The 25,647-nt window shown below is 41.6% G+C and carries 19 protein-coding genes and 1 pseudogene; 13 read left to right on the top strand and 7 right to left on the bottom strand.

Going from position 1 to position 25,647, the window contains the following annotated elements; genetic code table 11:
* The first annotated feature begins 303 nt into the window (after positions 1 to 303).
* Entirely contained in the window at positions 304 to 3,867 is a 3,564-nt protein-coding gene (locus tag FZF08_RS15605) for a carboxypeptidase-like regulatory domain-containing protein (protein WP_159470468.1), read from the top strand.
* A 74-nt stretch (positions 3,868 to 3,941) separates the two neighbouring features.
* On the opposite strand, the gene FZF08_RS15610 is transcribed toward FZF08_RS15605, so the two are convergent.
* The 3 genes from FZF08_RS15610 to FZF08_RS32055 all read right to left on the bottom strand — a co-directional run bounded on the left by FZF08_RS15610 (position 3,942) and on the right by FZF08_RS32055 (position 5,997).
* Positions 3,942 to 4,715 (bottom strand): DJ-1/PfpI family protein, encoded by a 774-nt coding sequence (locus FZF08_RS15610; RefSeq protein ID WP_200837100.1) that lies wholly within the window; start codon positions 4,713 to 4,715, stop codon positions 3,942 to 3,944.
* Positions 4,716 to 4,802: 87 nt separating this feature from the next.
* Positions 4,803 to 5,720, bottom strand: a complete 918-nt coding sequence (locus FZF08_RS15615; RefSeq protein ID WP_159470320.1) for a GlxA family transcriptional regulator — start codon at positions 5,718 to 5,720, stop codon at positions 4,803 to 4,805.
* A gap of 145 nt (positions 5,721 to 5,865) precedes the next feature.
* Positions 5,866 to 5,997, bottom strand: coding sequence for a hypothetical protein (locus FZF08_RS32055; RefSeq protein WP_255463642.1), 132 nt, complete (start codon positions 5,995 to 5,997; stop codon positions 5,866 to 5,868).
* Between the two features lie 503 nt (positions 5,998 to 6,500).
* Between FZF08_RS32055 and FZF08_RS15620 the strand changes: the two genes are divergently transcribed.
* Positions 6,501 to 8,048, top strand: a complete 1,548-nt coding sequence (locus FZF08_RS15620) for a carbon-nitrogen hydrolase family protein (RefSeq protein ID WP_159470322.1) — start codon at positions 6,501 to 6,503, stop codon at positions 8,046 to 8,048.
* Positions 8,049 to 8,103: 55 nt separating this feature from the next.
* Here FZF08_RS15620 and FZF08_RS15625 read toward each other — a convergent pair whose 3' ends face one another.
* Positions 8,104 to 9,318: an exo-beta-N-acetylmuramidase NamZ domain-containing protein gene (locus tag FZF08_RS15625; protein WP_159470324.1), complete on the bottom strand. Its 1,215-nt coding sequence runs from the start codon at positions 9,316 to 9,318 to the stop codon at positions 8,104 to 8,106.
* Positions 9,319 to 9,729: 411 nt separating this feature from the next.
* Between FZF08_RS15625 and FZF08_RS15630 the strand changes: the two genes are divergently transcribed.
* The 11 genes and pseudogenes from FZF08_RS15630 to FZF08_RS15680 all read left to right on the top strand — a co-directional run bounded on the left by FZF08_RS15630 (position 9,730) and on the right by FZF08_RS15680 (position 20,595).
* Positions 9,730 to 10,716, top strand: a complete 987-nt coding sequence (locus FZF08_RS15630) for an aldehyde reductase (RefSeq protein WP_159470326.1) — start codon at positions 9,730 to 9,732, stop codon at positions 10,714 to 10,716.
* A 4-nt stretch (positions 10,717 to 10,720) separates the two neighbouring features.
* Positions 10,721 to 11,515 (top strand): AraC family transcriptional regulator, encoded by a 795-nt coding sequence (locus tag FZF08_RS15635; protein WP_159470328.1) that lies wholly within the window; start codon positions 10,721 to 10,723, stop codon positions 11,513 to 11,515.
* Between the two features lie 443 nt (positions 11,516 to 11,958).
* Positions 11,959 to 13,983 carry a glycoside hydrolase family 3 N-terminal domain-containing protein gene (locus tag FZF08_RS15640; protein WP_159470330.1) on the top strand — a complete coding sequence of 675 codons (2,025 nt, stop codon included), beginning with the start codon at positions 11,959 to 11,961 and terminating at the stop codon, positions 13,981 to 13,983.
* Positions 13,984 to 14,141: 158 nt separating this feature from the next.
* On the top strand, positions 14,142 to 14,588 hold the full coding sequence (locus tag FZF08_RS15645; protein ID WP_159470332.1) for a hypothetical protein: 447 nt from the start codon (positions 14,142 to 14,144) through the stop codon (positions 14,586 to 14,588).
* Between the two features lie 480 nt (positions 14,589 to 15,068).
* Positions 15,069 to 15,257 (top strand): annotated as a pseudogene (locus FZF08_RS31800) (type II toxin-antitoxin system RelE/ParE family toxin); the annotation flags it as partial.
* Positions 15,244 to 15,552, top strand: a complete 309-nt coding sequence (locus FZF08_RS15655) for a helix-turn-helix domain-containing protein (protein ID WP_159470334.1) — start codon at positions 15,244 to 15,246, stop codon at positions 15,550 to 15,552. The pseudogene FZF08_RS31800 and the gene FZF08_RS15655, both read left to right, overlap by 14 nt.
* Positions 15,553 to 16,055: 503 nt before the next feature.
* The gene (locus FZF08_RS15660; protein ID WP_159470336.1) at positions 16,056 to 17,864 is read left to right on the top strand and encodes a hypothetical protein; all 1,809 of its coding nucleotides are present in this window, start codon (positions 16,056 to 16,058) and stop codon (positions 17,862 to 17,864) included.
* Between the two features lie 209 nt (positions 17,865 to 18,073).
* A complete protein-coding gene (locus FZF08_RS15665) occupies positions 18,074 to 18,931 on the top strand; it encodes an AraC family transcriptional regulator (protein ID WP_159470338.1) in 858 nt (285 codons plus the stop codon).
* Between the two features lie 79 nt (positions 18,932 to 19,010).
* Positions 19,011 to 19,433, top strand: coding sequence for a luciferase family protein (locus FZF08_RS15670; RefSeq protein WP_159470340.1), 423 nt, complete (start codon positions 19,011 to 19,013; stop codon positions 19,431 to 19,433).
* Positions 19,434 to 19,435: 2 nt separating this feature from the next.
* Positions 19,436 to 20,056 (top strand): NAD(P)-dependent oxidoreductase, encoded by a 621-nt coding sequence (locus FZF08_RS15675; RefSeq protein ID WP_159470342.1) that lies wholly within the window; start codon positions 19,436 to 19,438, stop codon positions 20,054 to 20,056.
* Positions 20,057 to 20,058: 2 nt separating this feature from the next.
* Positions 20,059 to 20,595, top strand: a complete 537-nt coding sequence (locus FZF08_RS15680; RefSeq protein ID WP_159470344.1) for a hypothetical protein — start codon at positions 20,059 to 20,061, stop codon at positions 20,593 to 20,595.
* Between the two features lie 745 nt (positions 20,596 to 21,340).
* Here FZF08_RS15680 and FZF08_RS15685 read toward each other — a convergent pair.
* Genes FZF08_RS15685 through FZF08_RS15695 form a run of 3 tightly spaced genes read right to left on the bottom strand, consistent with a single transcriptional unit; the run spans position 21,341 to position 25,239 of the window.
* Positions 21,341 to 23,590, bottom strand: a complete 2,250-nt coding sequence (locus tag FZF08_RS15685; protein WP_159470346.1) for a xanthine dehydrogenase family protein molybdopterin-binding subunit — start codon at positions 23,588 to 23,590, stop codon at positions 21,341 to 21,343.
* A gap of 30 nt (positions 23,591 to 23,620) precedes the next feature.
* Entirely contained in the window at positions 23,621 to 24,604 is a 984-nt protein-coding gene (locus tag FZF08_RS15690) for a xanthine dehydrogenase family protein subunit M (protein ID WP_159470350.1), read from the bottom strand.
* Positions 24,601 to 25,239, bottom strand: coding sequence for a (2Fe-2S)-binding protein (locus FZF08_RS15695; protein WP_159470353.1), 639 nt, complete (start codon positions 25,237 to 25,239; stop codon positions 24,601 to 24,603). The genes FZF08_RS15690 and FZF08_RS15695 overlap by 4 nt, the downstream gene beginning before the upstream one ends.
* Positions 25,240 to 25,647: the final 408 nt, after the last annotated feature.

Raw genomic sequence — 25,647 nt, forward strand, 5'->3', positions numbered from 1 at the left:
ACATATTGCAAAAGTCTGGACCTGGCATTATTAGAATAATATTTTTTAAATAAAGTATAATAGACAGTACTTTAAATGTTTGCAAAACACCAGGCTCTATTCCGAATACATTACAAAAGTCAAGGAATTTGGTTGCGCTTTATGTTCCCGCCGAGGTTGATTATGAACCACTGAGATCATACTTGGAAGATGGGCAAAATAACGGATTTTGGGAATATGAGGAAGCGTGCTTAGGATTTCGCTCCATGGTATAATAGGTATAATTAGCTAACCCTGTTCTTTATATTGGGTAACTTACTAGCTATGCGTTGCTTCTCTTTTATTGTCTGGATAACTGTCATTCTATTAATAAGCACGTCCCAGGCAGCATATAGCCAAAAGACGGCAACACTTTCCGGCCAAGTGACGGATGCCGCAACCGGACAGCCGATGCCATTTGCAAATGTGTATGTGAATGGCAGCACACAAGGCGCTGTTACCAACGAAAAGGGAGCATATTCGCTTGTCGACATTCCATTGGGTACGGTTGAAATAGCCGTTTCATTTGTCGGTTACCTGTCTGTGTCTCAAAAAATCCGGTTTGAGAATGCATCTGGACAGAAAGCGAATTTTCAGATGCAACCGAATGTACAAATGCTGGATGCTGTTACCGTGCGGGGAAACGCGAAGGGCTGGGAGCGGCATTTACGTCAGTTTAAAAAGCAACTTTTCGGGCAGCCTTTCGGAGGGCAATGTGTGCTTGTAAACAGCGAGGTTCTAAATTTTAAGGAAGATAAAGGGCATTTGTATGCAACGGCGGATGCGCCGCTAATCATCGATAACCAAGCGCTGGGCTACAGGTTGATTTATGCTTTGCAACATTTCGATGCTGGTACTGGAAAGGTTTTTTCAGGCGGTACTGCCCGCTTTGAAGAACTAAAACCGGAAAATGAGCGTGAACTCCAACGGTTTCGACGTAACCGGTTTACTGCCTATAAAGGTTCTACCAGGCATTTATTGGCTAGCCTGGTCAGTAACACAGTAGAGCAAGCTGGTTTCCTCGTTTATCAGGAAGATGCTACTAAGTCATTGCTTGCGGAGCACCGCACGATTACCCTTGCCGCTGCAATCAGTGAATATAAACGTTTAATACCCATTAAAGTATCTGCATTAATTCAACCAGGCCGGTTACCGGCCGAGCGCAGGCTAGTTTCGCCTATGAAACTGGTTGTGTTTTACACGAATGCGACCTCGGGTTTCTCCCCCTACCCGGATGCACGTTATGCTTATACGGAAATAAGATTGCCCAGTGGCCAGATGCAAATGACTGCCGACGGGGTTGTTACGATACCCGAAGGGATGGTATCTGAAGGTTCCATGGCTGACGACCGCCTATCTACGATGCTGCCCGCCGACTGGAAACCAGACGGCGACGAAAAAAAAATCCTTTTAACGGGTCCATTTGCCACGCAGGGTAAACTTGTACCAGCTGATAGCTGCGGAGAACGTATTGTTACAGCTTTCAACGAGCGGTTCAAATTTCAGTCGCCCACCGTGTTTGTTCATATTGATAAAACTATATATGCCACTGGTGACCAACTTTGGATGAGCACATATATGCTCGACGCGGCCAGTCACGAGCGAATTAGCGGTGAAACGGCCATGCATGTAGACCTGCTAACGCCCGTAGGGATCCTGGTACAGCATCAATGGATTAAGGTTGTCGACGGACGTGGCCAGGGCAATTTCCGTTTGTCCGATAGTCTACGAACCGGAATGTACCGCCTACGCGCCTATACCGATGAAGATGACGGAAACAGACGGCCTGCATTCGAGCGGTTTGTGGCTATCTACAACTTACAGCGCGGAGATTTATCAGAAGATGGAGATTCTGCTACTAAGGCGCCTGACATTCAGATTTTACCTGAGGGTGGGCGCTGGATTTACGGACTGCCGGCGCGCCTGGGTGTCAAAATTGTACAGCCTAATGGTCACGGGCTGGCGATTGATGGTCGTATTGTCGATGACCAGGGAACAGAAGTAGTCCGTTTTAAGACTAATCAGCAGGGAATGACAAGCCTGAGCATGAAGCCAAATGCTCAGCGGACTTACTATGCCGATGTGATGTACAACAATCAGTTGCAACATATTCCATTGACCAAACCGGAATCAGCAGGGATTACCCTTTCAGCCGATGCCGTCAGTGATACAACCCGGCTGGCGTTAACAATCATGAGTACCAACCGTACTGTGACTGACTCAGTATATATCCTGATCCAGCAGCGAGGCCGTGTTGTCGACCAGCGGAAGGTTTTATTACAGAATGGTTTGGCAAAAATAAGTTTGCCCATGACGGTTTGGCTGCCAGGTATTGCGCAAGTCACCTTATACGATGCCGACTCCAGGCCACAAGCAGAGCGGTTGGTGTTTATTCCGGGTCTCATCGCACCGGTGCGCGTTACAGTAGGATTAAACAAAACCCGGTATCAACCTCATGAACAGGTGATCATGAGCGTGTATCTGGATGATAACGGGTCGCCAGCGTCAGCGGCCTTGTCGGCTTCAATCACCGATGCCGCAAAAGTGCCGGGCGATACCAGCGAAGCTACCATGCCTGTGCATCTGCTGCTGACCGGAGAGCTTCGGGGGCGCATCGACAACCCAAACGATTACCTCGCCAACCCGACTGCTGAAAACCGTCGGGGCCTGGACGACGTGCTAATGACACAAGGTTGGCGGCGGGTCAGTGGTATTTCGGGCGCCGGATTACCCGGTGGCATATCTTTCAGCGGCCGCATTCTGAATGCGAAGAAGGAGCCAATACCCGGAGCGCAGATTACCGTGGTATCGACAAGTCCGGGACAGTCGTTTGTAAAATCAGCGGACGCTGACCAGCAGGGGCTTTTCCGGATGCCAGGGCTTGCCGTCATCGACACGGTTCAGTTGATGGCGCAAATAACAGATGCCAAATCAAAACATATTTCTGCTGCTAATTCCTTTTTGATCCGTGAAGACCTTGGCAAACTATGGGAGACTGGTAAAATACCGGCAACACCAAGCTGGTCGGCGTTGCGGCCTCAACTGGAAGCTGCCAAATACAGACAAGAAGCAAACGCAGACTTTTACCGTGATAAAACAGCGAAAGTGCTCAGCGAAGTCACAGTGAAAGCGAAAAAACCAGAGGAAAGGCCGGAGGATATCCAGGCACGTAGTTTGCACAATGAGGCCGATGCGGTTGTGGTATTTAATGAAAAGTCTCCGGTATATGCAAACCTGTATGAAATGGTTCAGGGACGATTTGCTGGCGTAACCGTTTCGCGAACTGTTGGAAGGCCCGGAGGTCCGCCGGTGCCGCCTGGATACAAAGTATCTATCCGTGGGATAAACAGTTTCAATAGTGGTACCCAACCCTTGTTTCTCATGGATGGTGTTCCCGTTCAGGATCCGGAAGGTACCGCATTGATGAACTTCAATGCAAGAGACATTGAACGCATAGAAGTTCTTAAGAATGCCAGTACAGTGGGTATTTATGGTGTCCGTGGTGGAAACGGCGTGATCGCTTTTTATACTAAAAGAGCGAGATCTATGGAGATAAATTCTAGTCCGGTAAGTAGGGTGAAGCCGATTCAAGTGATTGGTTATCCATCGGTGCAGCACGATTTTTATGTGCCTCGTTATGATTTGGAGACTTCCGGCAGCAGCATTTCCGTACCTGTGGACGACCGGGATGTACTCTATTGGAAGCCACTCATGCTTACCAACAGCAAAGGGCAACACCAACTGCGGTTTCCGCTATCAGACAAGGTGCATGCGCTGCGTGTGTTGATTCAAGGCGTGACGGCAGGTGGCCGACCGGTGCATAGTGTTCAGGTAATCCAGGTTCAATAATGCCCTTGTAGATTTGAGCAATTTACTTTTATGAATCCAAAGTGAATTAATCAGGATCAGTGATTTCAAGCCGGTTACTTATTACTCAAATCCAGTCCTTGTTCAGGTATATACTTATCATATTCCATTTGTTTGGCCACCGCAATAGCGACTTCTTTCCCTCTCAGTTTTGCAACCAAATGTAAAGCGCCATCTATACCAGCCGAAATTCCTGCCGTAGTAATTATCCTGCCGTTGTCAACATAGCGCACGTTGTTAAGTACATTGGCTGTTGGCACCTGCTTTTGAAGATTAGCTATACTTTTATGAAAAGTAGTTACGGTAAGCCGGTCAAGTAGTCCTGCTTTTCCAAGTATAAATGCACCCGTACATACGGAAAAGTAAGTTTTAGTGGATTTATCTCTTGATTTTATCCATGATATGACCTCAGGGTCATCTGCTGCAACCTCGTCTGAGCCACCAAATACTGCAAAAATATCGGTTTGCGGGGCATCTTCAATACTGTAATCCGGAGTGATCTTTAAAATACCTTGTGACAAAAGAGGGGTTTTAGTCTTTGCAACAGTGATTACTTTAAAGCCAGCATAAGAAAAAACTTCCATTGGGCCTGCAAAGTCAAGAACTTCAACACCTTCATATAAATAAAAGCATATTGAAATCTTTTCATCCTTTGGCGTCTGTGTTTTTTTTTCAATGAGCGTCATTCCGCACTGTGTACAAATGCCTGGCTGTTCAAAAACTATGGCATCGCAAAGATGGTCACAAGGAGGGCAGACGTATTGGGCGCCATTCGCTTTTGCAAAAGCAAAGCAGGGGAATACTAAAAGTAAAAGTAGTATCTGTTTCATATATATAATTTATCGGCAAAACTAGGGGAACAGGACAGAATAATCAGGACAATCGTAGTTCTAATCCGGCCATTCTGGGATTTACTATCAATCTTGAATCATTTTGACTAATTTCCGCAGAGAGGCTGCACTTTTATAACCACATTCTTTGGCTACCCATGCTGCTTTATAATTTTCTTTAAGCAAATGCTTCGCTTTTTCTTGTCGTAGGAGCTGAATATATTGGCCAATGGTGATTCCAGTGGCAGATTTGAATAATCTGGTTAGGTTCCGTGGACTTATAAACACTATTTCACCCAACTCGTCTATTGTCAATTTATGATGTAAGTTTTTGGTAATATAATCCTGTATTTGATGTACATGTTGGTTGATGTGCTGCCTGTTTTGGAGGTAGACGCTATTTTGTGCTTCCATTCCATCTATGCGAATATAAACCACCATGTCTTTGGCGACCAAACATGCAAAAGCGATCCCATGCTGCTCTTCAACCAGATAAAGAGCAAGATCTATACCTGTTGCAATGCCAGCGCTGGTAAAGATCCGGCCACTTTGTACAAACAATTTATTTTCTGATACTTTTAAACGAGGATAATTTCGTTGTAAAGCCATTGTCCATGCCCAATGTGTAGTACAGTTTTGACCGTCCAGAAGTCCGGCAGCAGCAAGTGCAAATGCGGCAGTACAGATTGAACAAACCGTAGCACCACTAGCAGCGGCAGAGCGCAGCCATGGTATCCAGAGATGGTCATCTGCTCTGTTCCATTTTTCAATTTCCATTCCGGCCACAATAACGATGTCATCCTTGTTAACCGTTATCGAACCTATTGGATCAACATCCTTAAATCCCAAACCCGCTGAGCTTCGCGGATTGGGATATGGCGATACATAATGAATATCATACCTTTTTCCACAGCACCCTGATTCATAAAAAACGGTCACTGCACCTGCCAAATCTAAGAGATGAACACTGTCGAATACAAAAAATATAACGCGATTGGATATCATTCTTCAAATTTAAAAGATTGCCATTTAAGATACCATAAAGGTAACTGTTACAAAAACGGCAAAGACAACAACAACTATTTTCGATCTCATGATCATGGCTTGAAAGTAATTTACCAGAAAAAGCAAAACGCTGGTTATAATTTACCTATCGAAAGCCACATGCGATTTCTCCGGAAAACCTGTTGTCGATGACATCACATTTTTCAGCGATACGCATCGTAGGCCTGTCTTTGAGATTGTAAGCAGGCCATGCAGGCACGTGTTTCGCAGCCTTCATTTGGGTTAACGGTTTAGTGATATACCACAAGTAAACTTTTGAATCTCAATGGCCCTTGAGATAGTTCAGGTCGTAATCTGATATGTTCTACTGTTACCTGCTTTGATAAACGGAAACAAAATTGCACTTTACGAATAAGCGAAGGGAATTTTTGGAAGACGAGATCATTGACCGCAGGGGCATATTTGTTTGGAAATTTTGGATGATTTCCAAACAGGCCGTTAAAGTCGTACATGGAGGGAATGAAGCGTAAATCTATTTGCGCAGCCTGTCCTTATTGGATTCCTCATTTTTACTAAAACTTCTGCCTGTTTCTTTGTTACTTCTGTTTATTGTTCGCAATTTTAACCGTATCGATCATTTTGCACGTATCGAAGGTTCATTATTCGTCTTTGTTTGATAAAGCGGAATTAGTAAGTAAACAATTTAATTCAATAGGTTATAACAATAATAAACTCTGGCATTCGACCTGAGAATACAGGTGAAACGGAGAGAAACAAACAATGGAAGCTAACAAAGACACAAAGTCAATTGAGAATATTGAGCTGGTTTTTCTGAAACCGGGAGATTACGAAGAGATTAAAGAAATGATGATTGAGACCTATTCCAGTATGCCGGATGCTTATTGGAAAGAACATCACATCAAAACGCTGACCACTATTTTTCATGAGGGGCAGGTGGGCATAAGGGTTGATAATGAGCTGGCCGGTTGTGCATTATCAATAATTGTCGACTACGAAAAAGTTGATACGAAACATACGTACAGACAAATAACCGGAAATTACAGTTTTAATACCCACACCAAAAAAGGAGATGTTTTATACGGGATTGATGTTTTTATCCGGCCCAAATACCGTGGCCTGAGGCTGGGAAGGCGTTTATATGATTACAGAAAAGAACTTTGTGAGAAATTAAATCTAAAGGGCATCATTTTTGGTGGCAGGATCCCTAATTACCATCAATATTCCGACACCATCTCTCCAAAGGAATACATTGAAAAAGTGAGAAATAAGGACATACATGATCCTGTTCTTAATTTTCAATTGTCGAACGATTTTCACCCAGCCAGAATATTGCAAGGGTATCTGGAAGGCGATAAAGACTCAAATGAATATGCAGTACTGCTGGAATGGGATAATGTTTATTATGAGAAAAGCTCAGACCAGGCAGCCTTCACAAAGTCAATCGTCAGATTGGGTTTGATACAATGGCAAATGAGGCTGTACAGTGATTTTGATGAACTGATGCAGCAGGTAGAATACTTTGTGGATGCGGTATCAGGTTACAGATGTGATTTTGCGCTGTTCCCCGAGTTCTTCAATGCTCCATTAATGTCTGATTATAACCATCTTGCAGAAGCGGATGCAATTAGGAAGCTGGCAGAATATACGGAGAAAATTGTAGCCCGCTTTTCTGAGCTGGCCATTTCCTATAACATAAACATCATTACCGGAAGTATGCCCGAGGTTGTCGATAACAGTCTGTACAATGTCGGTTATTTGTGCAAAAGGGACGGTGGGATTGAACGATTTGAGAAGTTACATGTCACGCCCGATGAAGCAAAGGTATGGGGTATGCAGGGCGGCAACACCTTAAAAACGTTCAATACCGACTGCGGAAAAATTGGTATCCTCATTTGTTATGATGTTGAATTCCCTGAATTAGGCCGGATTCTGGCCGATGAAGGAATGAATATTTTATTTGTGCCTTTTCTGACCGACACGCAAAATGGCTATTCGAGGGTAAGAAACTGTGCGCAGGCAAGAGCTATTGAAAATGAATGTTACGTTGCCATCGCGGGCAGTGTCGGTAACTTGCCGAAAGTTCATAATATGGATATTCAATATGCGCAGTCCATGGTTTTTACCCCCTGCGATTTTTCGTTTCCCACCAACGGAATAAAAGCCGAAGCAACCCCAAACACAGAAATGATTTTAATTGCAGACGTCGACATTGATATGCTGCGGGAATTAAATCAATTTGGGAGTGTTCGAAATTTGAAGGACCGTAGAACTGATATTTATTCAATCATGCGTAATTTAGAGAAATGATATAAAAGCGAATATTTGCTGTGTAATTAATTTGTGATGATGTTATCATCCCCTGTTACTTATACAGCAAATATTTTTTTCGCATATTTTTATACTGGCTCAGGCTAGGTTCCCAGCTCGCACGAATGTCTTTTTCTGACACACCATTGATAATCTGCTGGCGGAACTCACCGGTACCAATCTGAACTTCGATGGAGTTCATCTGGTCGCTCAGCTTTTCGAAAAATTTTTCTTTGTGTGGATGTGCCTTGTACAATTCCATGATCCATTGCAGGTTGATCTGTTTGCTTTTTCGGAGCAGCGTTACATCATAATTTCGTAAATCCAGACCGTAACAAACCGTGTCCATAAAGATGGGTTTCTCAGCCATGCCCTTGATGCTGGTTGGCGTAAATGAAAAGGAATAAATGCCTTTATAATCAGGACTGCCTAAAATTGTGAAAGGTGAATTGGTGCCACGACCATGGTTAATATAGACTCCTTCAAACATACAGGTAGAAGGATACAGCATGATCGCTTGTTGTGAATTCAAATTAGGGGAGGGTTTTACGGGCAGGGTATACGGCATTTCATGATTGTAGTTGGCAACTTTCACAATCCTTAATTTGCATTTTACCTTGTTGGTCAGCCATCCTTCACCATTGGCCATTTGCGCAAATTCAGCCACTGTCAAACCGTGGGACATCGGAATTGGAAACATCCCGATACCAGATTTATACTTCATGTCCAGTACCGGCCCATCGATCAGATACGCATTTGGATTCGGGCGATCGAGGATCAATAATTCCTTGCCGCTTTCAAAGCACGCTTCCATTAACCGGGAAAGCGCATTGATATTTGTATAAAAACGAACACCGACATCCTGTAAGTCATAGATCAGCACATCCACATCAGCCAGGTCTTCTTTGGTGGGTTTGTTTTTCTTTCCGTACAAGGATATTAACGGAATTCCGGTTGCATGATCAATTTCATCATCCAAATGGTCTCCAGCACTTTTGTTACCCCGGAATCCATGTTCCGGGCCAAAAGCCTTGACGATTTTAACGCCCATTTTTTGTAAAGAATCTACAAGATGCGTTTTTCCAATGACCGAGGTAGGGTTGGCCATAATGGCGACACGTTTACCTTTCAGATACGGCACATATAATTCCGTTTGGTCTGCACCGGTTTTGATGGGTGCTGCTACTAAAATACGGTCAGTGACGACATGTTGTTTCAATGTCAAGCAAAATGCTGTGGCGATGCCTAGAAAAAGCAGGGTAAATTTCATGACAAACATTTAATTCAATGGAATGCAAATATATACAGGTCAAATCCGGTATTGTAAACTTTATGTTTTTAAATGTAACGGAATCTATAAATCTTACGTTACCACGAAAGCCATAACGGTCAAACCAGTCTGCGGATTTTTTGGCAGTTGCCTGGAAAGACGCCATAAAACCAAAGAGGAGCAGACTGCGCAAATTACCGGTTTGGACAGCAAGGGATGACCCGTACAACAAAATAAAATTGAACCTCACAACAAAATCATTTGAAGCGATAATGCAGAACTTTGTAACATCAATGAAATGAAACCACTTATGTGGATAAAATACATCATTTCATGATGCAATCTCTTAAACAGTTCCGTGATTTTGCGGAAAAGAGATAAATCAAATTTCCAATTTAACAATTTATAAAAATGAAGAATATCGTATTGGTAACAGGTGGAACCGGATTTGTAGGCGTACATACCATTTTTCAATTAATGCAGCAGGGATACCAGGTGCGCACCACCCTTCGCTCTTTGTCTAAAAAAGAAAATATCATCCATGCCCTTAGTAGCGCAGGAATTACTGATTTCAGCAGCTTATCTTTTTTCGAAGCTGAGTTGACATCAGATGAAGGCTGGACTGAGGCAGTGGAGAATTGTGAATATGTGCTGCATATTGCATCGCCATTTCCTGCTGAGCAACCAAAAGATGAAGACGAGCTCATCATACCGGCGAGAGACGGGGCGTTACGTGTCTTGCGTGCTTCACGGAATGCAGGTGTAAAAAGAGTGGTGCTAACTTCATCGTTTGCAGCAATCGGATACAGCAAAGATCCGAAAGACCACACATTCACTGAACTGGACTGGACGGATGAAAACGCACCAATTGTGCCCTATATCAAATCCAAGACAATAGCAGAAAAAGCGGCCTGGAATTTTATAGATACAGAAGGCGGGGATATGGAGCTGACGGTTATCAATCCGGTCGGGATTTTCGGGCCGGTTATGGGAGATATTTCGTCGGCATCTCTGGATAGTGTCGTGACAGGAATCCTGACCGGTACAATCAAAGAAAGTCCGGCTTTTACATTTGGGGTTGTGGATGTGCGGGATGTTGCCGATATTCATATCAAAGCCATGCTGCATCCGGAGGCAAAAGGGCAACGTTTTCTTGCAACATCCGACGGCGCGGTGAGCTTTTATGATGTTGCACAGCTGATAAAAAATGCACGGCCCGAGCTGGCAGCAAACATAGCGGATATGGAGCCGACGGATGAAATGTTTTATGTAACCATGTCTAATAAAAAAGCGGTGGAAACACTGGACTGGAATCCGATAAGCACGGAGGACGCAATTTTGGCAAGTGTTGATAGTCTGGCGAAAAGTGTAAATTTGCAGAACAAAATTCAACCGTAAGAAATTGAAATTTAATAACATACAGTCCTGTCATCTTGGTCCGGAAATTTCCCCTGAGCAATTTATTCCGGAACATTTTTTTCTGTATTTACTGAAAGGTTCGATGAAGGCTTTTGATGGACAAAAGCATTACGACATGGTTCCTGGCGATTATTGTATCGCCAGGAAAAACCATTTGATACGCTACACAAAGTACAAGGAAGAGGGTGAGTTCGAGAAGATTATCATCACGCTGGACGAGCCTTTTTTAAAGCGTTTTTTGGAACGGCATCCGGTTGAGACCCGACCTGCCACCCAAAGGGACACGTTTCTTTTTATAGAAGAAAGCAGGTTGATAAAAAACTATATTCAGTCGCTGGAACCGTATTATACCGGAGATTTACAATTGGAAGAATCTTTTGCCGATATAAAAAGAGAGGAACTGCTGATCATATTATTGAAGTCGGAACCTGAACTGGCGAACGTTTTTTTCTACTTTGGTATGCCTTCTAAAATAGAATTGGAAGCCTACATGAATCTCAATTTCCGTTTTAATATCAGTCTGGAAAGATTCGCTTTTCTCACTGGCCGAAGCTTATCCTCATTCAAACGCGATTTTCAGAAGACCTTTGGAACAAATCCCGGAAACTGGCTTAAAAAGAAAAGATTGGAAGACGCCTATTTTCGGATCACACAACAAAAACAGAAACCCGGCGACGTATATCTGGAAGTTGGTTTTGAGGATTTCTCACATTTTTCCTTTGCATTCAAAAAGGAATTTGGGGAAGCTCCGTCGAAGATTATTCTGAGGAGTGCATAAATGCTATCTATGAAAAAGCGCTGTTAACGCAAACTTTCTTAGCGGTTTTTTTGCTTATATTTTTTGATTTGCGTGAGATATGATTTAATGTTTTGTTCGACGGCTACCATTTTAAAACATCATATTTTTCTTGATAACAATAATAAGAAACAATTTGGTGCCATTCAAGAAATTTGCTGCCGATTTTTGTCTCCACTGCCGATGTTTGTGTCCTCAAAAACATCTTGCTCGGGTTGTGACTATACAAATGAAGCCGGTAAGCCATGGGTTAAATTTTGAGCATCCAGGCAAATTAACCGCAACCATACAGGGTAAATCTCCCGCACTTCCGTCTATATTAATGCAGCATTTTTTAGCTTATTCAATACAATCCGTCAGGGTTGTACTAAATGACTAACTGCTTGCCAATCTACTATTTTTCAGCAACTTACTTATTCAGTTTTATGCATCTACAATACAAAAAAATAGTTGGGGCAGGTTTGAGGCTGAGCGTGTTTTTACTTTTCGTTCATGCTACGCAGGCACAGCGTATTAGTCAGCCTGAGCTCGGTTATAAATCTGTAAAAGTGCTGGATCAAAACGGGCTTACTTTTAAAGATTTGAACAAAAATGGAAAACTTGATAAGTATGAGGATTGGCGGCTTTCCGTAGAAACACGTGTGAAAGACCTGGTTTCTCAAATGAGTCTGGAGGAGAAAATAGGGTTCATGCTGATTAGTACAACCCGGATGGGCGGCGATAATGCCTTTCAGCCCAATGCACCGAAAAGTGAGATCACCAGTAATTTTAATGAAGAAGATTTAATCCAGCCCAACAATATATTTACCAGAAAGCCTCTGGAAATCCCCATTATGTCATCGGCCGGGACAACGAAAGGGGTGAATCAATACCAGCTGCGCCATTTTATTCTGAGAGCCAATCCGTCTGCGGGTATCATCGCTGCATGGGCCAATAATCTTCAGCAGCTTTGCGAAACATCACGGCTGGGAATTCCTGCCATTGTTGCTTCGAATCCCCGTAACCATATTACCATCGATGCCGCCATTGGGTTGAGTGTAGGCGCGACGACGTTCTCAAAATGGCCGGGGGAACTCGGACTGGCAGCGATGCGTGATTTGAAACTGACCCGCGAGTTTGCCGACATTGCCCGCGAGGAATGGACCGCTACGGGTTTGCGTAAGGGATATATGTACATGGCCGATCTGGCGACTGAACCACGCTGGCAACGAATTGAAGGCACTTTTGGTGAAGATGCAGACCTGGCTTCCAGCATGATCCGGGAGATTATCCTGGGTTTTCAAGGGACACAGCTGGGCAAAAACTCTGTAGCCATGACCACCAAACATTTTCCCGGAGGTGGCCCTCAGGTGAATGGCATGGATTCTCATTTTGACTGGGGGAAGTTTTCGCATTATCCCGGCAATAATTTCGAATATCACCTGAAACCATTCAAAGCGGCAATCGCAGCCGGTACCTCAGCCATTATGCCTTACTATTCCAGTCCGAAAGGGAAGGAATTTGAAGAAGTCGGGTTTTCATACAACAAGGCGATTATCCAGGATCTGCTTCGGAAAAAGTTAGGTTTCAAAGGAATTATCAATTCCGATACCGGCCCGATTGAAATGATGCCTTGGGGTGTAGAAAATCTGTCGCTTCAACAGCGTTATCAAAAAGCACTGAATGCGGGCGTCGACCTGTTTTCAGGAACGGCCGATCCAACTATTTTGCTGGAAACGGTCAAAAAAGGACTGGTTACCGAAGCCCGAATCGACGAGTCGGTTGCGCGTTTACTGCAGGAGAAATTTGTGCTCGGTCTTTTTGAAAATCCTTATGTGGATGCCCAAAAAGCCCAACAACTGGTTGGCAATGCCGAATTTCAGAAAAAGGCTGATCTGGCGCAGCGGAAATCGATTGTGTTGCTGAGAAATGCCGCCAAAACGCTCCCGCTTAAACCAAAAACAAAAGTATATTTTGAAACGTATTATGACAATGGTCGTGCAGGCAGTCCGATCACCGTACAGAAACCGACAAATTCGACAAGCGGCCTGGAATTTGTTTCGGCCAAAGAGGAGGCGGATGTGATCGTGCTATGGCTCATTCCAAGTGCAGGCGGTTTGTTCGCTTCCGGCAACAAGCCGATCGAGCTGAATTTATCCAAAAATAAAATTGATGTGGCACACGTCAATGAGCTGATAAAAAGCAAACCAACCGTCGTGGCCATTAACTTTTCCAGTCCCTGGGTGCTTGATGAAATCGAAGGAAATGCCAAAACCATACTCGCCACCTTTGGAACGACCTCCGAAGCATTACTGGATATCGTAAGCGGAAAATTCAGTCCATCCGGTAAAATGCCGTTTACTATTCCCATTTCGAACCAGGTCGTCGCTGATAATAAATCGGATATTCCAGGTTTTATGGAGCCGAAGGGGTATGGGCTGTTTGATTTTGGTTATGGTTTGGGTTACTAATTAAACTATTTCCCCAAACTTCAAGCCAAAGTACAAATATGTCTGGCAGGGTTCTTTTCTGTTGATCAAATACAACATAAGCCACGGGATTCCGGATAATTTCCGTCCGGGTTTTTTGTTGCATTTAGATCTTTAAAATAACTAATCCTTTTTCAGAAATGAACCTTATTGACATACAGACAAAAGCCGCGCAATACAAATTTAAGCTATCGACGACGGCCAGAAAAAAACAGGAATGGACTGCCAACGTTGCACCGTCGGTGATCGCCACACTGAACCAAATTATAGAAACTGCTGACTTTCAAAACTTTGCACATGTCATCCAGACGGAAGGCACAGACGGGAACATTATATATCTCAACCTGCTGCACATTGAAAGACCAGCTGCAAAAATCCTGGATTCGAGCGACAAGGAAAACCTGAAAATCGGGAGACAACTTGCCTTTAAACCCTTACAAAGCGGAGATATCGGCATCTACTTTTGCCAGCATGAAAATGGGGAATACGTTGCAGATTTCAAAGCAAGCCACGAACCGCAGGCTTTCAACGATGATACTTTGATTTTTGGGTATTTTAATGATTTTCTGGATTGGGTTATGAACTGATTTTGAAAGTTTTTGAATTTTTTTTGGAGGGACTGGTTGGTTGGCTGGTCCTTTTTTTGTTTTGGTGGTTAAGCCGTAAGCGTGTAGCTTTTTAAATCTTATACTTTGGTATGTGTTGTTGGTGGTGTATACTGACAATGTTTACATGTGTGTATAAAAATGTACGCGACTTGGATTTTGCCGTATGCGTCAGCATTTCTGGGCCGCGACAAGACTTCGCAGGCTAAAACAAAGGCTCCTTCGCCTTTTATTGAAAAACGCTTGTTTCCTAAGTAAGAAACTTTAATCTTTGAGGAAATTAGCGTTTGGATGGATCACTACAAATTTCGGGTACTGCTTTTAGAAGACGCAAAATGTTTTTTGGACGGCCTAGACAAAAAAGCCAGAGACAAAATTGTTTACAATATTTGGAAAGCACGAAGTACTAACGACAAAGAACTTTTCAAGAAATTGCAAGACGAAATTTGAGAATTTAGAACGAAATATAACAAAACCTATTACAGGCTTTTTGCATTTTGGGACAAAAGCGATAAAGCTGACACAGTTGTAATTTCAACACACGGTTTAATTAAGAAAACTGACAAAATTCCGAAAAGCGAAATTGAAAGAGCAGAAAAATTGAGAGAACAACACTTAACGGCAAAAATAAAAAGAAATGAAAACATATGATTTGGAAGACCTCACCGACAAGTACATAGGGGAAAAAGGTACAAAAAAGCGAGACGCATTTGAAAGCGAATTACGCCTTGACTTGTTGGGACTTGCTATTAAACAAGCCAGAAAAGAACGAAATTTAACACAGGAAGAATTGGGTGAACTTGTTGGTGTGAAGAAAGCTCAAATTTCTAAAATTGAAAACAGTACGACAGACGCAAGGTTCACGACAATCTTAAAAGTATTTGAAGCATTAGGAGCAAAAGTAAACTTCAATGTTGAACTGAATAAACAAAAACTGGTTTACTGACAATAAGCCGTAAGCACGACAAGGTATTGGTAAAAGCTGGGCTGTACGTCTTCGATTGGACGTTTATGCAAAGTTTAACTTTATTGGCGGACGAATCTGGAAATACTGTATTGCTGGCGTATACTGACCATGTTTACATGTATGGACGAATAAAAAAGATGAGACTTGGATTCTACCGTACGGGATTTTTAAATATTTATAAAGACAGTATATAAGCCAACCGGCGGTCTTTGGCAGTAAAACCCGTCCTCAACTTTAAATGAATCTTCATTTGGTCTTTCTCGAAGTTCAGAAATCCGTTAAGGTTTCCCCGTCTGAGTGTTTTTCGTGTTCTAAGGCTTGGTTTATACTAAAAACCGTAGGGAGCTGAGTAGTCTTGTTTAACTGCTTTCGTTGGCTTATTGGCTAATTTATTATAATTTACATGATGCTAATAAATACAATATGTATTACAAAACTTCCGCATATTAGAGAGTTAGCTGATATAATAAAACCCGACACCAATGACAATTAAAGAGAAGATTGAAAACATTCTGATAAATGAAAATGCTTATTTTTATGAGAATAGCGAAAATGTTCCGGTTTTCAATAATAAGATTACAGAAATTTTCAGAACTGTATCATCTGTAAAAACAGGAAATTATCTGTTAAATTCTATTCGGTTAAAATTAAATCAAAATGAAGACATATATTATTCAATTTGTGTTTTTAAATACACGACAAAACCGACATTCATAGAAGAAGGATTGACAAATTGGGATGAGGAAAAGATTGCTTATTTACTTATTGTTGAAATTGAAGATTACATCATAGTAAATAAAAAAAACATAAGTAAAATCCAAGATTTTTTAAAACAATTTAAACCGTTAGACTATTCTGTTTTATCTACTTTGTTTGTAACTGATGATACAAGTTTTGAGAAATTTTCGCTTAAAAATTTGAATGTTTCCGACAAGGCAGTTAGAGAAAAAACAATTGAAGCTATTGATTTAAAAGAAAATTTCTCTGCTCTTGGAGCCAGTAATTATTTATTAAATTCTTTAAGATTGAAAAATAATGATGAGAAAACATCCCTGATGTTAAACTCATCCCGTATTAATAAATTTGGCAAGAAAAATTCGATAGAAAATTTTTGCTTCTGGTCTAAAAATCTCGTTCAACAAATCAAAAATCATACAAACTCAAGTACATTTTTATCAATTTTTGCAGAACCACAAGATTATGAAGCTCTCAAAGATGGATTAGTTCCAATTTCTATACTTTTCAACTTTAGTAATATTTATACAGATTTTGAGCAAGGATTAATCAATCGAGTTATAGTTAGATATACAATTCAAGATGAAGAAATTCTTGATAAAGAAATCAATCTAATTGATTTTCTTGCAAAATTTGAAAGACTATGTAAAGTTGATACTATTGCGGGTGTTCATTCAATTAACAATACAACTAGTAAAGACTTAGAAATAAAACTTAATGACAAATCAATAACAATACGTTCTCAGAAATTAAAGAACGTGAAACTTATACAAGATAATGGAAATGAAATTTCAGTAACTGATTATATAAATGGAAAAAATTCATTTATCATCAACTTTGACAATATAGATTTAGCATATTCAAATAGGAAACTCTTTAAAGATAGCCGACTTATTGGAAGTATTCCCAATTTTCTAAAAATCTTTAAAATACACAATGACCTTAACAATATTACATCTGAAAAAGGAGCATTCTTAACGACTTCAACTTTATTTGAAAATAATTCACTATTTGGATTTGTAGAAAATAATTTTCAAAATGACTTTGATTTTTTTATCTGTGATGATTTATCAAAAGAATGGGCAGATCATATTGGAATTTCTGAAAACAAAATTTCGTTTTTTCATTCAAAACATAAAATAGCCAATGCCTCTGCTTCTGCATTTCAGGATATAGTTGGACAAGCTCAAAAAAATCTTGGAAATTTGACACCACAAGATTTTCAATTGGAAAGCAAAAGAAATATTTGGAATTCGACTTATAATAGTTCAGACGGAGTAAATACATTAATAGCCAGAAGCCGAAGAGGTCAAAATTCCAACCAAATCATTGACCAATTTAAAGAGACAATAAAAAATCCCTATTTAAGAAAAGAAGTAATTCTTGTTATAGATTTTATTTCAAAATCAAATCTTGAAATCTACTTAGAGAATTTGGTTAATGGAGTTCATTTTAATGAAAGGAATGAGACAATACAAATCTTATGGTTTATTTCTTCATTAATTTCTAGTTGTCTAGAGTTGAATACAGAAGTAACAATTTATTGCAAACCATAAATTACATCAGCTAACAAGGGTTTTGTAATAGTGGGTCGAAACTGCTAAATTCAACAGTTGTTCTTCAGATCAGCTATTGTGTAAAATTGAAGTTTTTCGCTTCTATTGCCCCACCATTGCAAAGCCCTAAACCGTTAGTTGTAAAGCTGCGTGACACCCCACGAACTCATACCAATAGACAAAAATCCAGACTTAATTATCTTTACTAAATGTTCAAAACCATATCAATTGCTGACCTCATAAACCAACCTAACAAACAGGTTGACTTTTTGGTGGACAGATTTGAAGAAATGGTAGAGCCTGAAAATATTGAGTTTCCACATAAGCACAATTTTTATAGTGTGATGTGGATTACAAAAGGTAACAGCAAACAGCATATTGACTTTAAAAATTATTCAATATCCGAAAACACCTTGTTTTTTATTTCGCCAGGACAGCTTCATTTATTTGAAGAATGGGAGGATATTGAAGGTTTTATAATCTTGTTTACAGAAAACTTTTTACTGCAAATATTTCAAGATAAAAATATTCTTTTTGAACTTTCATTTTTAGACAACCTTTACGAAAATCCATTTTTACAACTTACCAAAGAAGATACAAATATTCTTCAACCAATTGTTGATTTAATTTACGATGAAAGTAACCGCAATGAAAAATCAATCGACATAATTCAAGCATTATTATTGGTTTTATTAAGACGAATTCAAAAAATATTTTCACCCAAAACCAATCAAAATAAAAGCAAACAACAAATTGTAATTTTTAAGCAATTCAAAAAATTGGTTGACTTGAATTTTGCTAAAAAACTATCTGTTTCAGACTATGCTTCTCAATTAAATATTTCTACAAACCAGTTAAACACATTTGTAAAAGCAACAATCGGAAAGACAACTACTGAAATTATTCAAGAAAGAATTATTTTAGAAGCACAACAATTACTTCAATTTTCGGAATTAACAGTAAGCCAAATTGCAGACCAATTAGGTTTTGAAGACAGCAGTTATTTTGCAAGATATTTCAAAAAACAAATCGGACTTTCACCCATAGATTTTAGAAATATATCGTAAAAGTACCGACAAACTAACGATTAGTCCTAACATCTTCCTTAACAAAGCCTTCATCTTTGCAGTATCAAATTTTATAAATATGACACTCGAAGAAAAAGGAATATTTGCACCAGCACCAACAATGTCAATGTATCCACAAATGGTAAGTACTGCCATTCAACAATGGAAAAATGTTATTTCAGCAACGCATTGGGATTTATACGACAGTACAAAAGTAGATGGAGCAGATTTTTATGTAGGTAAAAATGAATTGGGACACATTCATTTAGATGGTTCTGTGCATTTGGCTACCACTAACGAATTACGAATACCACTTCTCAAAAATAATCTTGCCAAAAAATTCCCTTATGCTGGCGAATATGAAGGTTGGGTACTTTTCAAAATCACTTCTGAAAGTGATGTAAAACAAGCCATTTGGCTCTTTCAATTAAATTATGAAAGATTAATGGGAGTTTCTATTGAAACTTTAATTTCAAAAATAGAAAATCACAAAATCAAATAATTATGTCAAAAAAAGTAATCGTTTTCGGAGCAACAGGCTTAATGGGAAAACAAATTGTAAAGGAAAACATTAAAGCAGGAAACGAAGTAAGCGTTTACATTCGCCAAAAAGAATATCCTGAAAATGTAAACGTCATCACAGGAGAATTGAATGATGAAACAAAAATTGCAGAAGCTATAAAAGGTTTTGATATTGTAGTTTCAGCCGTAGGAAATCGAAATTATGAAGATCCAACTATGGTAGTTGCGCCAGTTGGAAAACTATTATCAAAATTGGTTTCAGACAATCAACGCATAATTTTAGTTGCTGGATCAGGACTTACTTTACACGACAACAAAACTTTACGCAGGGATTTGGCAGGACAACCAGAATTTTTAAAAAACCAACGAGCCGACCATTGGGAAGCATACAGCAACATTGCACCACTAGATATTAATTACCTATTTATTTGCCCAACAATGGTGGTAGAAGGCGATGCAGATGGTAAGTATCTTTCACAAGAAAATTACTTTCCGAAAAGTGAAGCCAAACAAATATTTGCAGGAAATGTGGGGCATTTTATTGCACAGGAAATTGCTGAAAACAAGGTTAATAAAACCAGAATAGGATTAGTAAACGCATAGAGATGCCAAACGCAGACATTTTAGAATTTCTTTTTGCAACGGTTGCTGCTATTGTGGCAACCGTTACAGGTTTAATCGGGGCTTTCGCAACTTTTCGTTTGCAAAATATTAGTTCAGAAATTGGATTTTTGAAAGGATTTGTTTTGGATAAAAAGGTAGCAGAAAATAAAACGCTTAACGACTGCATAAAAGGCGATGATTATCATTTGCTTGAAAAAATTTATGACAGAAATTTACAAGGTGTAAAAATTTTAAAAGAAGTAATCGACAAACATCAATCACACTATCAACTTAATGAGTTTACTTTTGATTTGCAAAACATTGAACACAATCAAATTCAGTATAACACAATTAAAAAAATGACCATCAGAAGTTTTGGGCTATCTCTTTGTTTTGTGTTTGCTAACCTGATATTACTTTTACTGACAACAGAAATACTTGAATTAAATAAATTTTATTTTTGGTTCATTTTATATTACTCAATTGTAGCACTACTTTTTGTACAGTTCGTTAGACAGGTAAAAGAGCTAATTCAATGACAAAAACGGTGTAACGAAAAAGCACTACAGCTAACAACTAAGCATTCGTGGCGGCTGAAAGCCAAGCCATGAAGGCGCTGTTGAACTTAACCTGCGGTGGCGGTGAGTGCCAACCAAACCCTCCTTTTTTTATGGAGTTTTCGTGGCCTCGGTTGAGGTGGAACAAGGCAGTAATTTTCGATTCACTGCCTTTTTTACATTTTAAATGGTTCTTTTTTAGCTATTTAACTATTATTTGGACATACCTTCCACTACCCACAAAAATCTAACTTTTATGAGGAACAGGGATTTGGCTAACGCTCGATTTCCACCAAGTCGGTGGGCCACGATTATCGAAAGTTTCAATCGTCACTAAATTACCAACTTTGCAACATGGGCATTTGCGGTGCCTGCTTTTGCTGGCTCTTTCTGCTGGTTTTACTTTGTGGTTTTGCTGTAATTTTTTTAGTTTTTGGCGCTTCTGCTCCTAGGTCTGTGTCCGCACAGACCTTACATCTAATGAAGCCGAAATACCAAAACTACTACTTGCGTCAAGCTGCAAAACCCCATCATAAAAACAAATTCGTGACCACGCCAACCACCCGATCACGAACCATTTCTGCTCCATGGTCTGTGTCCCCACTGACCTAAGCTATGACAAAGGCAAAGTATCAGAACTATTGTTTGCGACTAGCTAACTGCAAAACGCCATCATAAAAACAATTCGTGATCGCGACAACCACCCGATCACGAATCATTCCCCCTCTCAAATCAATTTATCCGGCGTAATCGGCAATTCTCTCACCCGTTTCCCAGTTGCATTAAAAACAGCATTGGCAATCGCAGGGGCTACACCGATTATCGCGATTTCGCCAAGACCTTTACTGCCCACCGGATCGGCGAGTAAATCGGGTTTGTTGACAAAATAAATTTCAATCTGCGGCACATCGGCATGAGACGGAACGTGGTAATCGCCGAAGTCTTTGGTGATGTAGCGTCCAAAGCGGTGATCCATGACGGCATCTTCCATAAGCGCCATACCGATCCCGCCCGTTGCGCCACCGATCATCTGGCTTTCAGCGGTTTTCGGACTCACGATGGTTCCTGCATCTGCGCAGCAAACAATTTTTTTGACGCGTACCTGTCCTGTAAACGGATGTACGTGCACCATGGCAAAATGCATGGAAAATGCATTCATCGAATATTTACTCCGGTTTTCACTGGGTTTGGATTCCTGTGTCGTCTCTATTTTTCGGTTATTATTTTGCTTGAACAAATCGCTCAGGGCAACTTTTGCTGAGGATTTTTCTGACAAAACAATATGGTCTTTTTCAAAAACAAGATCATCCGGTTTGGCAGAACCAAAAGCCGAAGCGTCTTTTTTTGCTGCCATCGCGATAAGCTGTTCTTTCAACGCATTACAAGCAGCCAGCACGGCCGGTCCAACACTGTTCACGGTGGAGGATCCGCCCTGAAGTCCGGCATTCGGAAACTCGGAACTTCCCAGATGGAAGGTGATTTTTTCAGTCGGGATACCCGTAGTATTGGAGGCAATCTGTACCATAGCGGTTCCTGTCCCCGGCCCGATATCGGTGATCGCGCAGTGCATGACCAGATTTCCTTCCATGTCCAGTTCAGCTTTCACCGTTGCCGGGCCTCTGTTCGCACCGAAAGTCCCGGTTCCCATGCCATATCCCACAAGCCATTCTCCATCGCGCAGGGAACCAGGTTTCAATTTTCGGTTATTCCATCCAATTCTTTTTTTACCCTCTTCATAACATTCCCTCAGATACTTGGTTGACCAGGGTAAATTCCGGTCAGGATCGGATTCGGTATAGTTCAAAAGTCGGAATTCGATCGGGTCCATTTCAATCGCATGTGCCATTTCATCCATCGCAGATTCCAGTCCAAAAGCGCCGGTGGCTTCTCCCGGTCCGCGCATCCAGATCGGCGTCGCTACGTTCAGTGGCAATATCCGGTAACGTGTGCTGACATTGGGTGCCGCATACATCATCCGGGTTTGTGATAAAGTAGCCTCGGTGAATTCCTCATAACTGGAAGTCTGCCCGACAGAATTGTGATTGATCGCAACCAGTTTCCCGTCTTTGGTTGCGCCCATCTGCACTTTTTGCCAGGTACGCGGACGGTAACCCACCATCGTAAACATTTGCTCACGGGTCAGCATCAGTTTTACCGGACGTTTCACCTGTTTCGCGGCAAGGATGGCAGCCGTTTCATGAGGCCAGCTGCGCAGACCATTTCCAAAAGCACCGCCCACAAAGGTTGAGATTACTTTAATATTCTGCTCAGGGATTTTCCATTCACTGGCAAAGAAACGCTGGGTCGTTTTGGTACCCTGCACTTTGTCGTATATAGTCAACCGGTCGTCTGCTTCCCAATGTGCGGTAACCGCCTGCAATTCCATCGGGTTATGCATTTCATTGGGGATAATATATTCAGCCTCTATTTTAACCGGGGCTGTTTCAAACGCAGTTGTCTGTCCACGGTCATAGTCAGCGGAACCGGATTTCGGATTCTTTTTTGCTGCTTCGGGTAAAACTCCATTTTGCATATTCGCGTCAAAATCCGTGGTATGGACTTCCTTGTCATACTGCACCTTTACCAGCGAAGCCGCGTGTTTAGCCTTTTCCAGACTGGTCGCTACCACGATCACAATCGGCTGATCATTGGAATAAATTTTATTGTCAAAAAACACACGAAGTGGCTGAGGTCCGCCCGCCGGTTTGGCCGGCTTCGAAGGATCAGCCTGATAACCCGGAACCTTGATCGCATTCAAATGCGAAATAACCGCAAGCACGCCCGGCGCACGCTCGGCCGCTTTGGAATCTATACTTTTTATCGTACCCTTGGCAATCTGGCTGCCTACCAATACGCCATAGGTCATATTGGGCAAAACATATTCGGCGGAGTATTTGGCTGCACCCGTTACTTTCAGGTGGCCATCAACGCGGTCCAGGGGTTTATAATCTTTTTTATCAAAAAATGCTTCGTTCATGATCGTTTCTTTCAAGGATTTATGATATGCTTACACCAGGCCTGCGGCGTTTTTCAGGGCTTCCACAATAACATTCGGCCCAAGCTTTAATTTAAACGCATTGTTTTTATATGCCTTGGCACCCTGCATCGCTATTTCGGCAGCCTGCTTAAATGTCGCCTCATTGGCCTCTTTGCCGACCAGTGATTTTTCAGCTTCCAAAAGTCGCCATGGCTTATGCGCCACGCCACCCATTGCCAGTCTGGCCTCCTTGATAACTTTGCCGTCCATCTGCAAAGCAGCCGCAACAGAAATCAGCGCGAAGGCATAAGAAGCGCGGTCTCTTACCTTGAAATAATGCGTGTTTTTACTAAAAGCATTGTCGGGAATTTCAACGGCCGTGATCAGCTCGTTGCTTTGGAGTGTGTTGTCTTTTTCAGGGTGATCTCCCGGCAGGCGATGAAATTCTCCAAACGGAATACGCCTTTCGCCCTTTGGCCCGGCCACCACGACGGTTGCGTCCAGGGCTACGAGCGCCACACACATATCACTTGGATGCACAGCAATACACTGCGCACTTGAACCGAAAATCGCATGCATCCGGTTAGCACCTTCCAAAGCGCCGCATCCGCTGCCGGGCTGACGTTTGTTGCAAGGCAGAGCCGTATCATAAAAATAAGCGCAACGCGTTCGCTGCATGATATTGCCGCCAACGGTTGCCATGTTCCGGATCTGCGCTGAGGCTCCTGCATTTAATGCTTTTGAAAGCAGCGGATGTTTTTCCAGGATCATTTTATCATCAGCTACCTGACTGTTCAGGGCCAGCGCACCAATGATCGTTTTTCCGTTTTTCTGCTGAATATCTTTGAGCGGGACGGCGTTGATGTCGACCAGCTTTGTAGGTGCCATCACGTTGCGTTTCATCAGATCGACCAGATTGGTGCCGCCTGCGATGAACTTTGCACTTGTATTATTTGCCAATGCGCTTACGGCTGCCTTGGTCGTTGTCGCACGTTCGTATGAGAATTGTATCATGATTTCAAGCCCCCGGTTTTAACTTCCTTAATGGCATTTACAATATTGGGATAGGCGCCGCACCGGCAGATGTTTCCGCTCATAAATTCGCGGATATCCTCGTCATTGTCGGCATGTCCCTCGTTGATACAAGCAATGGCCGACATAATCTGACCGGGTGTGCAGTAGCCGCATTGAAAACCATCGTGTTTGATAAAAGCCTTCTGCATCGGATGTAATTCATCTCCTTTTGCGAGGCCTTCGATGGTGGTAACCTGCTTTCCCTCATGCATAATTGCCAGGCTCAGACAAGATAAAACCCGCTGTCCGTTCACATGCACAGTACACGCCCCACACTGACCATAATCACACCCTTTTTTGGTGCCGGTCAAATCGAGCTGTTCACGCAGTACATCCAAAAGTGTAGACCGGGGCTCTATGGCCATCTGTTTTTTAACACCGTTGATGGTCAGGTTCACAGGTGTGGTTTCAAAGGCAGCGCTGATTTTCTCCCCGAGATTATACTCGGCTGCTTTTGCAACGCCCAGTGGCGCGACGGCTATGGCCGTGATGATGGAAGACGTTTTCAGGAAATCCCGGCGGGATTCATGATTGTCTTCCTTTTTAGACTGATCTTTTGATACCTTATTCGCCATGGTGAAAGCTTTAATAATTTCCGGAATAAATAATGCAGCTGAGGAAAAGCCCGGTGTTTATACTGTCCTGATACACCAACCTATTATTTTAAAATAATAAAAATACCGCGCCAATAATAAACGGGTTTGATTCGGCTGCCTGTTTGAAAATTGATATAAAAATAATAAAAATCAAGTTATATTACTCATGTTATTATTTATAATCAATTCCAAAATGGCAGTAGCTGTGTACATTCCCCAGAAACCTGTCAGGTAAAAATAGGTGTGCCGCCAATTTTTAACGGAGATTCCTGCAGACTTTCCGAACGGTCACTGGCTTTTAAAAAGTCCTCTGAAAACAAACAGGTGTATCCGGTATATTCCTCCGAGACGATCTCCCATGAATAAGCTAGGAAATGGGTGCGATAG

Source organism: Dyadobacter sp. 3J3, from assembly GCF_009801115.1.
Classification (GTDB): Bacteria; Bacteroidota; Bacteroidia; order Cytophagales; family Spirosomataceae; genus Dyadobacter.

Bases quoted from the DNA above. Each gene is read 5' to 3' on its own strand.
- FZF08_RS15605 (WP_159470468.1), top strand. From the start codon at position 304: ATGCGTTGCTTCTCTTTTATTGTCTGGATAACTGTCATTCTATTAATA.
- FZF08_RS15660 (WP_159470336.1), top strand. From the start codon at position 16,056: ATGACAATTAAAGAGAAGATTGAAAACATTCTGATAAATGAAAATGCT.
- FZF08_RS15620 (WP_159470322.1), top strand. From the start codon at position 6,501: ATGGAAGCTAACAAAGACACAAAGTCAATTGAGAATATTGAGCTGGTT.
- FZF08_RS15675 (WP_159470342.1), top strand. From the start codon at position 19,436: ATGTCAAAAAAAGTAATCGTTTTCGGAGCAACAGGCTTAATGGGAAAA.
- FZF08_RS15610 (WP_200837100.1), bottom strand. From the start codon at position 4,715: ATGAAACAGATACTACTTTTACTTTTAGTATTCCCCTGCTTTGCTTTT.
- FZF08_RS15680 (WP_159470344.1), top strand. From the start codon at position 20,059: ATGCCAAACGCAGACATTTTAGAATTTCTTTTTGCAACGGTTGCTGCT.
- FZF08_RS15625 (WP_159470324.1), bottom strand. From the start codon at position 9,318: ATGAAATTTACCCTGCTTTTTCTAGGCATCGCCACAGCATTTTGCTTG.
- FZF08_RS15695 (WP_159470353.1), bottom strand. From the start codon at position 25,239: ATGGCGAATAAGGTATCAAAAGATCAGTCTAAAAAGGAAGACAATCAT.
- FZF08_RS32055 (WP_255463642.1), bottom strand. From the start codon at position 5,997: ATGAAGGCTGCGAAACACGTGCCTGCATGGCCTGCTTACAATCTCAAA.
- FZF08_RS15670 (WP_159470340.1), top strand. From the start codon at position 19,011: ATGACACTCGAAGAAAAAGGAATATTTGCACCAGCACCAACAATGTCA.
- FZF08_RS15645 (WP_159470332.1), top strand. From the start codon at position 14,142: ATGAACCTTATTGACATACAGACAAAAGCCGCGCAATACAAATTTAAG.
- FZF08_RS15655 (WP_159470334.1), top strand. From the start codon at position 15,244: ATGAAAACATATGATTTGGAAGACCTCACCGACAAGTACATAGGGGAA.
- FZF08_RS15685 (WP_159470346.1), bottom strand. From the start codon at position 23,590: ATGAACGAAGCATTTTTTGATAAAAAAGATTATAAACCCCTGGACCGC.
- FZF08_RS15690 (WP_159470350.1), bottom strand. From the start codon at position 24,604: ATGATACAATTCTCATACGAACGTGCGACAACGACCAAGGCAGCCGTA.
- FZF08_RS15665 (WP_159470338.1), top strand. From the start codon at position 18,074: ATGTTCAAAACCATATCAATTGCTGACCTCATAAACCAACCTAACAAA.
- FZF08_RS15630 (WP_159470326.1), top strand. From the start codon at position 9,730: ATGAAGAATATCGTATTGGTAACAGGTGGAACCGGATTTGTAGGCGTA.
- FZF08_RS15640 (WP_159470330.1), top strand. From the start codon at position 11,959: ATGCATCTACAATACAAAAAAATAGTTGGGGCAGGTTTGAGGCTGAGC.
- FZF08_RS15615 (WP_159470320.1), bottom strand. From the start codon at position 5,720: ATGATATCCAATCGCGTTATATTTTTTGTATTCGACAGTGTTCATCTC.